The sequence below is a fragment of the Nocardioides sp. genome (assembly GCF_036493135.1).
Lineage (GTDB): Bacteria > Actinomycetota > Actinomycetes > Propionibacteriales > Nocardioidaceae > Nocardioides.
Map to the genome: position 1 here is coordinate 31,642 of NZ_DASXQG010000100.1, position 14,472 is coordinate 46,113.

Annotated in this window: 14 protein-coding genes; 9 read left to right on the forward strand and 5 right to left on the reverse strand. The window is 70.7% G+C overall.

The genetic code is table 11. The annotated features are described in order from the left end of the window. Positions 1-40: 40 nt before the first annotated feature. Entirely contained in the window at positions 41-511 is a 471-nt protein-coding gene (locus VGJ24_RS19240) for a group II truncated hemoglobin (protein WP_331502260.1), read from the reverse strand. Positions 512-578: 67 nt separating this feature from the next. On the opposite strand from VGJ24_RS19240, the gene VGJ24_RS19245 reads away from it, so the two are divergent. From VGJ24_RS19245 to VGJ24_RS19265, 5 genes are all read left to right on the forward strand, one after another. Next, positions 579-869: a YciI family protein gene (locus VGJ24_RS19245; protein WP_331502261.1), complete on the forward strand. Its 291-nt coding sequence runs from the start codon at positions 579-581 to the stop codon at positions 867-869. An 85-nt stretch (positions 870-954) separates the two neighbouring features. Beyond that, complete coding sequence (locus VGJ24_RS19250; RefSeq protein ID WP_331502262.1) at positions 955-1,224, forward strand: DUF3311 domain-containing protein; 270 nt, start codon at positions 955-957, stop codon at positions 1,222-1,224. Then, positions 1,221-2,858, forward strand: a complete 1,638-nt coding sequence (mctP, locus tag VGJ24_RS19255; protein WP_331502263.1) for a monocarboxylate uptake permease MctP — start codon at positions 1,221-1,223, stop codon at positions 2,856-2,858. The genes VGJ24_RS19250 and mctP overlap by 4 nt, the downstream gene beginning before the upstream one ends. Positions 2,859-2,968: 110 nt before the next feature. Then, positions 2,969-4,081 carry a CoA ester lyase gene (locus tag VGJ24_RS19260; protein WP_331502264.1) on the forward strand — a complete coding sequence of 371 codons (1,113 nt, stop codon included), beginning with the start codon at positions 2,969-2,971 and terminating at the stop codon, positions 4,079-4,081. Then, on the forward strand, positions 4,078-4,947 hold the full coding sequence (locus VGJ24_RS19265) for a CoA ester lyase (protein ID WP_331502265.1): 870 nt from the start codon (positions 4,078-4,080) through the stop codon (positions 4,945-4,947). The genes VGJ24_RS19260 and VGJ24_RS19265 overlap by 4 nt, the downstream gene beginning before the upstream one ends. On the opposite strand, the gene VGJ24_RS19270 is transcribed toward VGJ24_RS19265, so the two are convergent. Then, on the reverse strand, positions 4,944-5,561 hold the full coding sequence (locus VGJ24_RS19270) for a uridine kinase (RefSeq protein ID WP_331502266.1): 618 nt from the start codon (positions 5,559-5,561) through the stop codon (positions 4,944-4,946). The genes VGJ24_RS19265 and VGJ24_RS19270 overlap by 4 nt on opposite strands. Positions 5,562-5,572: 11 nt before the next feature. Next, entirely contained in the window at positions 5,573-6,610 is a 1,038-nt protein-coding gene (locus tag VGJ24_RS19275; RefSeq protein WP_331502267.1) for a M48 family metallopeptidase, read from the reverse strand. Between the two features lie 75 nt (positions 6,611-6,685). On the opposite strand from VGJ24_RS19275, the gene VGJ24_RS19280 reads away from it, so the two are divergent. Then, positions 6,686-6,910, forward strand: a complete 225-nt coding sequence (locus tag VGJ24_RS19280) for a hypothetical protein (RefSeq protein WP_331502268.1) — start codon at positions 6,686-6,688, stop codon at positions 6,908-6,910. Positions 6,911-7,096: 186 nt separating this feature from the next. On the opposite strand, the gene hutU is transcribed toward VGJ24_RS19280, so the two are convergent. Both hutU and hutH read right to left on the reverse strand, forming a co-directional pair. Next, complete coding sequence (hutU, locus tag VGJ24_RS19285) at positions 7,097-8,767, reverse strand: urocanate hydratase (RefSeq protein WP_331502269.1); 1,671 nt, start codon at positions 8,765-8,767, stop codon at positions 7,097-7,099. Further along, positions 8,764-10,320 (reverse strand): histidine ammonia-lyase, encoded by a 1,557-nt coding sequence (gene hutH / locus VGJ24_RS19290; RefSeq protein WP_331502270.1) that lies wholly within the window; start codon positions 10,318-10,320, stop codon positions 8,764-8,766. The genes hutU and hutH overlap by 4 nt, the downstream gene beginning before the upstream one ends. A 381-nt stretch (positions 10,321-10,701) precedes the next feature. Between hutH and VGJ24_RS19295 the strand changes: the two genes are divergently transcribed. The 3 genes from VGJ24_RS19295 to VGJ24_RS19305 all read left to right on the forward strand — a co-directional run. Further along, positions 10,702-11,115 carry a hypothetical protein gene (locus VGJ24_RS19295; RefSeq protein WP_331502271.1) on the forward strand — a complete coding sequence of 138 codons (414 nt, stop codon included), beginning with the start codon at positions 10,702-10,704 and terminating at the stop codon, positions 11,113-11,115. 49 nt (positions 11,116-11,164) lie between these two features. Continuing rightward, positions 11,165-11,953 (forward strand): IclR family transcriptional regulator, encoded by a 789-nt coding sequence (locus tag VGJ24_RS19300; RefSeq protein WP_331502272.1) that lies wholly within the window; start codon positions 11,165-11,167, stop codon positions 11,951-11,953. Between the two features lie 58 nt (positions 11,954-12,011). Then, the coding region (locus tag VGJ24_RS19305) for a heterodisulfide reductase-related iron-sulfur binding cluster (RefSeq protein ID WP_331502273.1) at positions 12,012-14,472 on the forward strand (2,461 nt) is incomplete at its 3' end.

Consider the following 14,472-nt stretch of genomic DNA (forward strand, 5'->3'; position numbering starts at 1 on the left):
CCCGACCCTGGTGGACGGGCCGCATCCCGGTCGACCCATTTCAGGGCCGGTACGGCGGCGCGACGCCCCAGCCCCAGCGCGGCACCGGGGCGTGATCGACGATGTCTTCGGCATCGGAGGAGTTGTGCAGCGCCAGGCGGGTCCCCCACTCGACGTACCCGACGAAGGCCGCGCGCCACTCGGGGTCCTCGGGAAGTCCGGCGTCGTCGGCCGCGAGGCTCATCAGCGACGCGAACCTGAACCGTTGCTCCGGCGTGATCCCCAGCCCGCGGTGGTGGGCCAGCATCGCGTCGTAGCCCCCGTGCTCCTCGGTGTACGACGCGTGCCCGCCGAAGACCTCGACCCACCACGCGGTCACGTGTGCCCGGTGAGCTTCGCGCACACCGCCGGGGAAGAACGGCGACAGCAGGTCGTCCCGCTCGACCCGGTCGTAGAAGGCGTCGATCAGCCGTCGGAACGCCTCAGCGCCGCCGGCCCACTCGAACAGCGTCGGCACCTGCTCCTCGCCCATGCCGTCACCGTAGCCAGCCCTGTAGCCAGCCCCGTGGCCAGCACCGGCGACACCTACGATGGCTCGCATGTACGCCGTGCAGCTGGCCTTCGCGAGTGATCCGGCCGACGCCTCACGCTTCGAGCTCCGCCCCGCACACCGTGAGCGGCTCGCCGCTCTGGCCGCCGAGGGCCGGTTGCTCGCCGCCGGGCCGTGGGCCGACGACTCGGGGGCACTCCTCGTGTTCGCCGTCGATGCTCGAAGTGACCTCGACGCGATCCTCGCCCAGGACCCCTACTACGAGGCGCCCGGCGTCACCGTCGCCAGCATCCAGGAGTGGAACCCGGTCACCCGTCACCCCGCTCTCGCGGAGGTGTGACCGCCTCGGGCTGACGACATCGTCGTCCGCCTGCGCATGACTGCCGCCGCGGTGGGTACGTGAGACGGCGACTCTCGGAGGTGTCATGTCTCAGCACTCACCTGCCCCCACACGCAGGCCGTCGACCGGCCTGTGGGCGTTGATCATCGTCATCCTGCTCCCGGCCGTCGTGATCCCGCTCTGGGTGCCGCTCTACGACAAGACGGACCCGACGCTGTGGGGCTTCCCGTTCTTCTTCTGGTTCCAGTTCGCGTTGATCCTGATGTCGGCGGTGCTCACCGGGGTCGCCTACGCGCTCTCGCAGGTAGGCGACCGGCGCCGAAGCGCCGCCCCTGAGGACGGTGATCTCCGATGAGCGCGGTCGCCGTCAGCGTTTTCGTCTTCTTGTTCCTCGTCGTCACCGTGATGGGGTTCGCCGCGGCCCGGTGGCGCCGGGCCGACCTCGACAGCCTCGATGAGTGGGGGCTCGGTGGTCGCGGCTTCGGCACCTTCATCGCGTGGTTCCTGATCGGCGGAGACCTCTACACGGCGTACACGTTCATCGCGGTGCCCGCGACGCTCTATGCGGGCAGCGCGGTCGGCTTCTTCGCCGTGCCGTACACGATCGTGGTGTACCCGCTGATCTTTCTGTTCCTGCCGCGGCTGTGGTCGGTCTCGCACCGGCACGGCTACGTCACGCCGGCCGACTTCGTCGAGGGACGGTACGACTCCAAGGCGCTGGCCCTGGCCGTGGCCCTGACCGGGATCCTGGCCACTGCGCCCTACATCGCGCTCCAGCTGGTCGGCATCCAGTCGGTGCTGGAGGTGGCCGGCTTCGGCGGCACCGGCAACTGGTTCCTCAAGGACCTGCCGCTGTTCATCGCCTTCGCCGTGCTGGCGGCCTACACCTACTCCTCGGGGCTGCGGGCTCCCGCTCTGATCGCGTTCGTCAAGGACGTCCTGATCTACGTCGTCATCATCGTTGCGGTGATCTACCTGCCCACGCAGCTCGGCGGCTGGGGCCACATCTTCAGCGCCACCAGCGACTCCTTCACGAAGTTCAACAGCGACAACGCCGACGCGATCGCGGCCGGGCAGGCGTCGCCGAAGGCGATGATCCCTCCGCCCACGCTGCACTGGGCCTACGCCTCACTGGCGCTGGGATCCGCCCTGGCGCTGTTCATGTACCCGCACTCGATCACCGGCGTCCTCTCCACGCGCAACCGCGGCGTGATCCGCCGCAACGCCGCGATGCTGCCGGCGTACTCCTTCCTGCTCGGACTCCTCGCGCTGCTCGGGTTCGTCGCGGTCGCCGCCGGCGTGAAGGTGGCCGGCGACCCGCCCAACCCGCAGCTGGCCGTGCCACAGCTGTTCGAGAACGAGTTCCCGCCGTGGTTCGCCGGCGTCGGGTACGCCGCCATCGCGATCGGAGCCCTGGTGCCGGCGGCGATCATGTCGATCGCCGCGGCCAATCTGTTCACACGCAACATCTACCGCGCCTACTTCCGTCCCGACGCGACACCGAGAGAGGAGGCCCAGGTCAGCAAGATCGTGTCGCTGGTGGTGAAGGTCGGCGCGCTGGTCTTCGTGCTGGCACTGTCGAGGTCGTTCGCGATCAACCTGCAGCTGCTCGGCGGCGTCTGGATCCTGCAGACGTTCCCGGCGATCGTGGTCGGGCTGTACACCCGCTGGTTCCACCGATGGGCGGTGCTGATCGGATGGGCCGCGGGCATGGCCTACGGCACCTGGACGGCGTACGGCGTGGCCTCACCGACCCAGGCGCACTTCGGCGGGCCCCTGGCGGCGTTCCCGGGGACCGACACGAAGGTCTACATCGCGGCCACTGCCTTCGCGCTCAACCTGATCGTGACGATCCTGCTCACCGTCGTGCTCCGGGCGATGAAGGTCGACCCCGGTGAGGACCAGACGCGGTGGGACGACTTCACCGCCGACGTCGGTGACGAGGGCGTGGCGGCCGAGATCGACCCGCATACCCCCGCCCACGCCTGACTCCGCGCGGACGTCATACGAACTGGTCGTTCTAACGACCGGAACGTATGACGTCCCGCGAGTGGAGTGGGTCATACCGGCACCGCGAAGGTGAGCGATAGGTTCCGCGCATGCGCTCTGCCAAGGACTTCTTCCGGCCGCTCGCGGTCGGCGCACCCGAGCCGCTGCGCGAGATCCCGGCCAGACCGAGTCGCGCGATCCACTTCTTCGACCCGTCGAACGAGAAGATGGCGGCGAAGGTCCCGCTGCTGGTCGGCGGCGTCGACGTGCTGCTCGGCAACCTCGAGGACGCCGTCAAGGCCGACCACAAGGAGGCCGCGCGGCACGGACTGGTGAAGATCGCCCGGGCGACGCCCGACCTGGGTGGGCAGGGCGGCACCACTCAGCTGTGGACCCGCGTCAACGCGCTCGACAGCCCGTGGGTGCTCGACGACCTCACGACACTGGTGACCGAGATCGGCGACAAGCTCGACGTGGTGATGGTCCCGAAGGTGCAGGGCGTCGAGGACATCGCCTACGTCGACCGTCTGCTCGCTCAGCTCGAGGCCCGCGCGGGACTCACCAAGCCGCTGCTGGTCCACGCGATCCTGGAGACCGCCCGCGGGGTGACGAACGTCGAAGAGATCTGCGGCGCCAGCCCGCGGATGCAGGGGCTCAGCCTCGGGCCGGCCGACCTCGCCGCCGACCGCCGGATGAAGACGACCCGGGTCGGTGGCGGCCATCCCGGGTACGTCGTGCGTCAGGACGCGCGCAAGACCTCCGACGGGGTCGACGTGGAGGCCGAGCGCGCGACGTACCAGCAGGACTTGTGGCACTACACGATCGCCCGCATGGTCGACGCCTGTGCGGCACACGGGATCTACCCGTACTACGGGCCATTCGGCGACATCTCCGACACGGTGGCCTGCGAGGACCAGTTCCGCAACGCGTACCTGCTGGGCTGCGTGGGCGCATGGAGCCTCCACCCGACGCAGATCGAGATCGCCCACCGCGTCTTCTCCCCCAGCGTCGAGGACATCGCCCACGCACGCCGCGTGGTCGCGGCGATGCAGGCGATCGGCGGCGACGGGACCGGCGCGGTGATGCTCGACGGGAAGATGGAGGACGACGCCTCGCTCAAGCAGTGCCTGGTGCTGGTCGCGCTCGCAGAGCAGCTGGCCGAGCGCGACCCCGAGCTGAAGAAGCTCTACGACGCCATCGTCGACGGGCAGGGCGAAGCGTGATCGACGCGTTCCGCCCACGACGGTCCGTGCTCTACATGCCCGCCTCCAACGAGCGTGCGCTGGAGAAGGCCCCGTCGATCCCGTGTGACGGGCTCATCCTCGATCTCGAGGACGCGGTCGCGCCCGACGCCAAGGCCGCCGCGCGTCAGTCCGCGTGCGCGGCGGCCGCGAGTGGCGAGTACGGCGCGCGCGAGGTGACGATCCGGGTCAACGGTGCCGACACCTCGTGGCACCGCGACGATCTGGCGGCCGCCTGTGCCGCCGGCCCGGACGCGATCGTCGTCCCGAAGGTGAGCAGCGCCGACGCTGTCCTTGCGCTCGTCGACGCGATGGCCGGCTACGACGCCCCGGACCACACGAAGCTCTGGGCGATGGTCGAGACCCCGGCCGCCATGCTGCACGCCGAGGAGATCGCGGCCGCCAGCGAGCGGCTGACCGTCCTGGTGATGGGCACCAACGACCTCGCCAAGGAGCTGTACGCCGCACACGTCCCGGGCCGTCATCCGTTGCTTCCCGGGCTGGGCCTGGCGCTGCTCGCGGCCCGGGCAACCGGAAAGGCCGTCCTCGACGGGGTCTACAACGACGTGCATGACGCCGAGGGGTTCTTGGCCGAATGCCGCCAGGGGCGGGAGATGGGCTTCGACGGGAAGACCCTGATCCACCCGGGCCAGGTCGACGGCGCGAACACGACGTACGCCCCGAGCGAGCAGGAGATCGAGGACGCCGAGGGTGTCCTCCGGGCCTGGGAGGACGGACGGGGTTCGGGCGTGGTGACCTACCAGGGCCGGATGGTGGAGAACCTCCACGTCGAGTCGGCGCGCCGTACGCTCGCGATCCACGAGGCGATCGCAGCGCTGCAGGGCTAGCTGATCCGCCTGATCCGCGGCCGAGCCGGGTCGGTGTTGTCGACCACCACGTCGGCGCGCTCGAGCGGACGGCAGGTCTCCTGATAGATCACCTGCGCGTCGAGGTACCGCCGCTGGTCCGGGTGGTCGGGATCGTCCGGGACACCGTCACGGGCCGCCATCCGGGATACCCGGACGTCGTCGTCGGCGTGGACCCACACGACGAGGTCCCAGGCGTCCGCGAGCTCCGGCCGCTGCGCGAAGATGCCGTCGACCAGCAGCACCCCCTCGACCGGCACCGGCTCCGACGGATAGTCGACGCGGCGGTCGCTCGGGAGGTCGTGCCAGCGCCGACGGTACGGCGAGCCGGCACCACGCCGCCACGGGTCGAGCAGCTCGCGGCGTACGGCGTCCAGGTCGAAGCCGCGCTCCCAGACGGTCGCACCGGTCCTGCCCTCGGCGTGCCGGTGGGCCCGCGGGTGGTGGAAGTCGTCGAGCGTCGCCCTCACGGCCCCCGGCACCAGGGGCGCCAGGTCGTCGGCCAGCGTGGTCTTGCCGGCGCCGTCGGCGCCGTCGACCGCCACCAGCACCGGCCGCCCCGGTCGCGGGATGCGAGCGGCGAGTGAGGCGAGCACGTCCGGTCGGGCTACGACGCGTCCTCGTCGCCGCGACGGCGCCACTGCTCGTCGAACCACACCTTCGCACTGCCCATCCAGCCCGCCGCGTCGTGGGCCAGCCGGCCGAGAGTGTCCTGGGTGTCGCGGAACGCGTCGGAGTAGCTGCGCGCGGCCTCCTGGGCCGCCTCGCTGACCTTCGCGTCACTATCCGTCTCGCGCGTGGGGTAGTCGCCGGCGAGGACCGAGGTGTAGGCGCCGCTGTCGACCCAGCGCCGCAGCTCAGTGCCCCGTGAGACCGGCATCGGGTGGCTGCGTCGCTCGATGAGCAGCAGCTTGAGCACCGAGTCGCGGATGTCGACGGCCGCGTCGTACTCAGCACCCTGCTCGAAGAACGACGTCTGGTCGAGGTTGTCGAGGTGGCCGCCCCCGGCCATCTTCATCAGCGCGCGGTAGGCGACCGCGGGGTCCTGGGTGGCGAGCAGGCCGGCGCGGTCCGCCGAGAGCTCGGACTTGCGGACCCACTCCATCAGCGCGGCGATGATCATCCGCAGCCCGAGCACGCCGAGGGGGACCACGGTCAGGACGCCGCTCATGCTGAGCAGCCGCAACAGGATCGTCCGGTAGACGGCATGGCCGCTGAGCGCGTGACCGAGCTCGTGGGCGAGCACCCACCGCAGCTCCTCGTCGTCGAGGAGGTCCACCAGCGCGGAGTTGACCACGATGATCGGCCGGTCCAGGCCGATGGTCATCGCGTTGAAGAACGGATCGGCCTGGACGTAGAGCTCCGGGACCACCTCCGCGTCGAGGATCGAGGCCGCGTCATTGAGCGCCCGATGGAGCTCGGGGAACGACCGCTCGTCGACGCGGATGGCCGAGCCGAGGTAGAGCAGGCGCACGGCGCGCTCGTTGATGAGGCCCGACATGAGCTTGACGACCGTGTCGAAGCCCTTGAGCTTCCGCAGCGCGACGAGGGCGCCTCGGTCGGCGGGGTGCTCCCAGGCACGGGAGCTGATGTTGCGCAGGACGACCCGGGAGCGAGCGGGCCGGGACTCGTTGGACTGCGACATGCCTGAAGTATGCGTCAGGCTCGGTGAACGCGCGGCGTGTCTCCGCTCCCGCGTGATTCGGCCAGCAGTCAGTCGGTGACGGTGTACGGCGACGGCTCGGACATCGCCGACCTGGTGATCGACGTGGTAGACGGCCGGCTGTCGGTCAGCGTGCGCGACGGCGGTCGCAACGGCCGACCGTGGACCCCGGGGGTGGGGCTCTCCTCGATGTGCGAGCGCGCCGCCGAGGTCGGCGGGGCGCTGCAGGTCTCTCACCGCGGCTCCGGCTCCTGCGTCGGAGCCCTCCTCCCGATCGCCTGACCGCCGAGGTGGGCCTTCTTCCGTGCCGAGGTGGGCCTTCTCGCGTGCCGAGGGGGGCCTTCTCCCGTGCCGAGGTGGCAATCCTCCGGGCACGAGGTGGGGCTTCTCCCACACTTCGGCCTGCGGAGAGCTCCCACTTCGGCGGCGGAGAGCTCCCACTTCGGCGGCGGAGAACTCCCCCTTCGGCTAACCGGCGCGAGACCCGTGCATCGGAATCGGTACGCCGCGCGCCTCGGCGACCTCGACCGCCCGGTCGTAGCCGGCGTCGACGTGCCGGATCACGCCCATGCTCGGGTCGTTGGTGAGGACCCGCTCGATCTTCGATGCGGCCAGCTCGGTGCCATCGGCGACGCAGACCTGCCCCGCGTGCAGCGAGCGACCCATGCCGACGCCACCGCCGTGGTGGAACGACACCCAGGAAGCACCCGACGCGGTGTTGACCAGCGCGTTGAGGATCGCCCAGTCGGCGATCGCGTCGGAGCCGTCCAACATCGCCTCCGTCTCGCGGTACGGCGACGCGACCGAGCCGCAGTCGAGGTGGTCGCGGCCGATCACGATCGGTGCCTTCAGCTCGCCGGTGCGCACCATCTCGTTGAACTTCAGCCCGGCCAGGTGACGCTCGCCGTACCCGAGCCAGCAGATCCGCGCCGGCAGGCCCTGGAAGTGCACCCGCTCGCCCGCCATCGTGATCCACTTGTGCAGCCGAGCGTTGTCGGGGAAGAGCTCGAGGATCGCGCGGTCCGTGGCCTCGATGTCGGCGGGGTCGCCGGAGAGCGCCGCCCACCGGAACGGTCCCTTGCCCTCGCAGAACAGCGGCCGGATGTACGCCGGGACGAAGCCGGGGAACTCGAACGCCCGGTCGTAGCCGCCCTTGCGTGCCTCGTCGCGGATCGAGTTGCCGTAGTCGAAGACCTCGGCCCCGGCGTCCTGGAACTCCACCATCGCCCGCACGTGCGCGGCCATCGACGCCTGGGCGTCCTTGGTGAAGCCGGCCGGATCGCGGTCGGCGTCGTCGTGCCACTCCTCGAAGGAGACGCCGACCGGGAGGTACGACAAGGGGTCGTGAGCGGACGTCTGGTCGGTGACGATGTCGATCGGGGCCTTCATCTCGAGCAGCTTCGGGAGCAGCTCGGCGGCGTTGCCGAGGACGCCGATCGACAGCGGCCGCCTCTCGTCCCGAGCCCGTACGGCGCGCGCCACGGCGTCCTCGAGCGAATCCGCCTGCTCGTCGAGGTACCGGTGCTCGATCCGCCGCGTGATGCGCGACTGGTCCACGTCGATGCAGATCGCGACCCCGTCGTTCATGGTCACCGCGAGCGGCTGGGCACCGCCCATGCCTCCGAGTCCGGCGGTGACGGTGATCGTGCCGGCCAGGGTGCCGCCGAACTTCTTGTCCGCCACGGCCGCGAACGTCTCGAACGTGCCCTGCAGGATCCCCTGCGTGCCGATGTAGATCCATGAGCCGGCGGTCATCTGGCCGTACATGATCAGGCCCATCTCATCGAGCTTGCGGAACTCCTCCCAGTTGGCCCAGTCGCCGACCAGGTTCGAGTTCGCGATCAGCACCCGCGGCGCCCACTCATGGGTCCTCATCACGCCGACCGGCTTGCCGGACTGCACGAGCAGCGTCTCGTCGTCCTCGAGGTCGCGCAGGCTGGCCAGGATCGCGTCGTACGCCTCCCACGTGCGCGCGGCCTTGCCGGTGCCGCCGTACACGACGAGGTCCTCGGGTCGCTCGGCGACCTCGGGGTCGAGGTTGTTCATCAGCATCCGCAGCGGCGCCTCGGTCTGCCACGACTTGGCGGACAGCTCGGTGCCGTGCGGGGCGTGGATGGGGAGGCGCGGGTTGTCGGTCATGCCAGTTCTCCGATCACTTCTTCGACGGCGGACAGGACGGCGCCCGAGGCGACCAGCGCGACGGCGCTCTCGATCTCGGGTGACAGGAAGCGGTCGGGGCCCGGGGCACCGACCCCGTGCCGACGCAGCAGGCGTACGACGGCTCCGGTCGCCGGCGCGGGCGTGGTGCCGGCGGTGTCCCCGGTCGTGGTGCGCAGCTCGAGGCCGCGGGACGCGGTCATCAGCTCGATGGCGACGACCCGGGTCAGTCCGTCCAACGAACGACGCAGCTTGCGGGCGGCACTCCAGCCCATCGAGACGTGGTCCTCCTGCATCGCGCTCGAGGGGATCGAGTCGACGCTCGCCGGCACCGCGAGGCGCTTGAGCTCGGAGACGATGGCGGCCTGGGTGTACTGAGCGATCATCAGGCCGCTGTCGACACCGGGGTCGTCGGCGAGGAACGGCGGCAGGTCGTGGTTGCGGGCGCGGTCGAGGAAGCGGTCGCTGCGTCGCTCGGAGATCGAGGCGACGTCGGCGGCGACGATGGCCAGGAAGTCGAGGACGTAGGCGACCGGTGCTCCGTGGAAGTTCCCGTTCGACTCGACTCGGTCGGCCAGCACCACCGGGTTGTCGACGGCGGAGGCCAGCTCTCGCCCGGCGACGGCGGCGGCATGCTCGACGGTGTCGCGGGCAGCGCCGTGCACCTGGGGCGAGCACCGCAGCGAGTACGCGTCCTGCACCCGGTGGAACCGGTTCTCGCGATGGCTCGCCATCACCCCCGACCTCGCCAGCACGCGGGTCAGGTTGGCGGCCGAGATCCCCTGCCCCACTTGGGGTCTGAGCGCCTGGAGCTCCGCGGCGAAGACCCGGTCGGTGCCCATCTGCGCCTCGACGCTCATCGCGGCGGCGACGTCGGCGGTGCGCAACAACCGACGCAGGTCGGTGATCGCGAGGACCAGCATCCCGAGCATGCCGTCGGTGCCGTTGATCAGGGCCAGGCCCTCCTTGGCCCCGAGCTGAACGGGTGAGAGGCCGGCCGCAGCGAGCGCATCGGCGGCGGGCATCAGCGTGCCGCTCGCGTCGCGTACGTCGCCCTCCCCCATCAGCACCAGTGCGCAGTGGGCGAGCGGCGCGAGGTCGCCCGAGCAGCCGAGAGAGCCGTACTCCCGGACGACCGGGGTGATCCCCGACGAGAGCAGCGACGCCATCAGCTGCGCCGTCTCGCGTCGGATGCCGGTGTGGCCGGTCGCCAGCGTCGAGAGCCGCAGCAGCATCAGCCCGCGCACCACCTCGCGCTCCACCTCGGGACCGGATCCCGCCGCGTGCGAGCGGATCAGGGAGCGCTGGAGCTGCTCGCGCAGCTCGGCCGGGATGTGCCGGGTCGCCAGGGCGCCGAACCCGGTCGAGATCCCGTACGCCGGGGTCGGGGCCGCGGCCAGCTCCTCGACGACCGCCCGTGCCCGGTCGATCGCCGCGAGCGCCTCGTCGGTCAGCTCGACCCGCGCCTCGCCACGCGCCACCGCCACCACGTCGTCGAAGGACACGGGGCCGACGCCCACCCGCACGCTCTCCATGCCGTCATCCAACTCCCGGCCCCGACACCGACGCCACCACCCGGAGCAGACCACCTGTCTGAGATCCGAGACCTGCCGGGCCAGGTAAAAACCTCGCCGGCCGGCGTGACCCCTCTGATCACACTTCGTTAAGGCGGTATCAAATCGGGCAGGGGCAGCCGTACCGACCCATCCCCCAGGGCAGCGGGGTCGCAGGTCCCCCCACACCGACCCCGCTGCCCGCCCCGAACGACGTACCGGACCGGGGGCGTCTGACCGGGGCCGCCGGCCCATCCGTCCGCACGCCCACCCGTTGGGGTGGGGGTGCGACGGGCGGGCCGGATTACTGTCGGGTCGCCGCCGGACGCCCGGCGTGCAGAGTCTCGGAAGAGGGAGGACGCCATGCCCGCCTGGCTGATCTGGGTGATCGTGATCGTCGTCGTGGTCGTCATCGTCGCGCTGCTCGTGTCGCTGGCGGGAAAGCGCCGTACCGAGCAGCACCGCGTTCGCGCCGAAGAGCTCCGCCAGGACGCCACGGCCCGGGCCTCGGGCCTCGCCGAGTCGCAGCGCGCGGCCGAGGAGCAGCGCGCGAAGGCCGACCTGGCCAAGGCCGAGGCCGAGCGGGCCGAGGAGCAGGCGGCGACCGCCGAGCAGGGCCATCGGGTCGAACAGGCCGGCTACGAGGACAAGCTCCGCGAGGCGGACCAGGTCGACCCGGCCGTGGACCACAAGGCCGCCGACTACGAGCCCGACGTCTGGAACGACGAGCGCTCCGAGACCTCCGACCTGAAGCCGGACACCCCCACCGAGCGGTAGCCGCAGATCGAGGGCGGGTGCCGGTCCGGGGTCTGCGACGATCGGTGCCGTGGGTCAGGTGCCGGCGGCGACGAAGACGCTGCGCGTGCTGCGCTTCCTGGCCAGCCAACCCGAGCCGGTGCCGCTGGACCGGATCTCCCGGGCCTGCGGGTTGCCCCGCTCCACGGCGTACCACCTGCTGACCGCGATGATCGAGGAAGGCTTCGTCGTCCACCTCGCCGACGAGCACCGCTACGGCCTCGGGGTGGCCGCGTTCGAGGTGGGCAGCGGGTTCAGCCGGCAGGTGCCACTGCAGCGGATCAGCCGTCGCGCCCTGACCGACCTCGTCGATCGGACCGGGCAGAACTCACACCTGGCCGTCCTCCACGGCCGCGACGTGCTGTACGTCGTGGAGGAGCGCGCGTCAGGTCGACCACCGCTGGTCACCGACGTCGGGGTCCGGCTGCCGGCCCACCTGACGGCGAGCGGCCGCGCCATCCTCTCGGCCCTGCCGGCCGCCCAGGTGCGGGCGCTGTATCCCGACGCCGGCGCGTTCGTCGACCGCCACGGCACCGGCCCGCGGACCCTGAGCGCGCTGCGCTCGCTGCTGACCGACACGCGGCGACGGGGTTATGCGACCGAGGAGGGCGAGGTGACGCCGGGGCTGGCGAGCGTGGCGGCGCCCGTGCTCGACCACAACGGGCACCCGGTGGCGGGCCTCGCCATCACCTATGCCGATCCCGACCCGGACGAGCCGGCTCGGCTGGCGGAGGCCGTACGCCGTGCGGCCGCAGCGCTGACGACCCGTCTCGGCGGCCCGTCCGATGTCCGTGCCCCGGTGACCCGTGGGTCGGCCTAGCCGTAGGGTCGGGCCGACCACGTCTTGACCCGTCTCGACGTCACCGCTGGGAGTGAATGTGACCGCCGTACTGATCCTCGGGCTGCTGCTCAATGCGATCGCCCTGCCGATCGCGGGGCGCCGGGTGTGGTTCCTCTACCGGTTGATCAGCAGCGGCCAGCCCGCTCCCGATCGGGTCGAGGGCGTGACCGGCAAGCTCGGCGCGGCGGTGAAGCGACAGGTCGTCGAGGTGTTCGGCCAGCGGAAGCTGCTCAAGTGGAGCCTCCCGGGCGCCGCGCACTTCTTCGTGTTCTGGGCGTTCGTGATCCTGGCAACGGTCTACCTCGAGGCGTACGGCTCGTTGCTTTCATTGCTGTTCGGCGCAGACCAGCTCGACTGGTCGATCCCGGTCGTGGGTCACTGGGCGGTGCTCGGGTTCCTCCAGGACTTCATCGCGATGATGGCGTTCTTCGGGATCCTCACCTTCGTCTGGATCCGGCTCCGGAACGCTCCGAAGGACCTGGGGCGTCGTTCGCGGTTCTTCGGCTCGCACCTGTCGGGCGCGTGGATCACGCTGTTCATGATCTTCAACGTCATCTGGACGATGTTCCTGTTCCGTGGGGCGTCGTCCGCACTGGGGAACCTGCCCTACGACAACGGCGCGTTCATCTCGATCGGCGTCGGCAAGCTCCTGAACGGGATGCCGCACGACAGCCTGGAGTTTCTCGAGGGTCTCGGCCTGCTGCTGCACATCGGCGTGATGCTGGTCTTCCTGATCTTCGTGCTGAACTCCAAGCACCTGCACATCTTCGTCGCGCCCCTGAACGTCCTCTTCGGCCGCGAGCCGGACGCCCTCGGTGCGGTGAAGCCGCTGACCTCCGCGGGGAAGCCGGTCACCCTCGACGACATCGACGACCTCGACGAGGACGCCAAGCTCGGGGTCGGGTCGATCCACGACTTCACCTGGAAGGGCCTGCTCGACTTCGAGACCTGCACCGAGTGTGGCCGCTGCCAGTCGCAGTGCCCGGCGTGGAACACCGAGAAACCGCTCTCGCCGAAGCTGCTGATCATGAACCTCCGCGACCACGCGCTGGCGGCCGCGCCGGCGATCCTGGCCCGCGAGCCGGGGAAGGCGCCGGACGGCGCCGTCAAGGAGCTGGAGCGCCCGCTGATCGGCGACGAGGCGGCGTACGGCGTGATCGACCCGGACGTGCTCTGGTCCTGTACGACGTGCGGCGCCTGCGTGAACCAGTGCCCGGTCGACATCGAGCACGTCGACCACATCGTCGACATGCGCCGCTACCAGGTGCTCGTCGAGTCGAACTTCCCCGCCGAGCTCAACCAGCTCTTCCGCGGTCTCGAGGGCAGGGGCAACCCGTGGAACATGTCCGCCCAGGCCCGCATGGACTGGGCCAAGGGCCTCGACTTCGACGTGCCGGTCGTCGGTGAGGACCTCGAGTCGTTGGAGTCGGTCGACTGGCTGTTCTGGGTCGGTTGCGCCGGCGCCTACGAGGACCGCGCCAAGAAGACCACGCGCGCCGTGGCCGAGCTGCTGCATCTGGCCGACATCTCCTTCGGCGTGCTGGGCAACGGCGAGACCTGTACCGGCGACCCGGCGCGTCGGGCGGGCAACGAGTTCGTCTACCAGGGCCTGGCGACTCAGAACGTCGAGACCTTCACCCAACACCAGGTGAAGCAGGTCGTGACCACCTGCGCGCACTGCTTCAACACTTTGAAGAACGAGTACCGCGACTTCGGGCTCGAGCTCGAGGTCGTCCACCACACCCAGCTGCTGAACCGGCTCGTCCGCGAGGGTCGGCTGACGCCGGTCGCTGCGAGTGAGGGGGGCGCCGGGGCCGCGCAGCGCACGATCACCTATCACGACCCGTGCTACCTCGGCCGGCACAACCAGGTCTACACACCGCCGCGCGAGCTGCTCCAGGTGCTGCCGGGTGCGTCGTACGTCGAGATGGAGCGGTCGGCCGAGCGCTCCTTCTGCTGCGGTGCCGGCGGCGCCCGGATGTGGATGGAGGAGAACATCGGCGAGCGCATCAACACCAACCGCACCAAGGAGGCGGTGGCGACCGGGGCCGACCAGATCGCGGTGGCCTGTCCGTTCTGCCGGGTGATGCTCTCCGACGGGCTCGCCGCCGAGCAGGCGTCGGGAGGTGCGCGCGAGGAGGTCGAGGTCCTCGACGTCGCGCAGATGCTGCTGGCGTCGGTGAAGGGCGAGTCCGCCACCCGCGCCCCGGCGGCAGCCTCGCCGGTCGCGCCCGTCGAGACCACGGCGCGCAGCGAGGAGACCGAGGCCGGGGCCGAGCCCGTCACCGAGATCACGCCGCCCCCTACCGGCGGCTCCCTGTTCGACGTCGAGGAGCCGGCGTCGGTCGAGCCCGTCGAGACCACGCCCTCGAGCGGCGGCTCCCTGTTCGACGTCGACGAGCAGCCGGCGCCGTCGGGAGGCTCGCTCTTCGACGTGGAGCCGGAGGAGAAGCCGGCGCCGACCGCCGGCGGATCGCTCTTCGACGTCGAGGAGGACT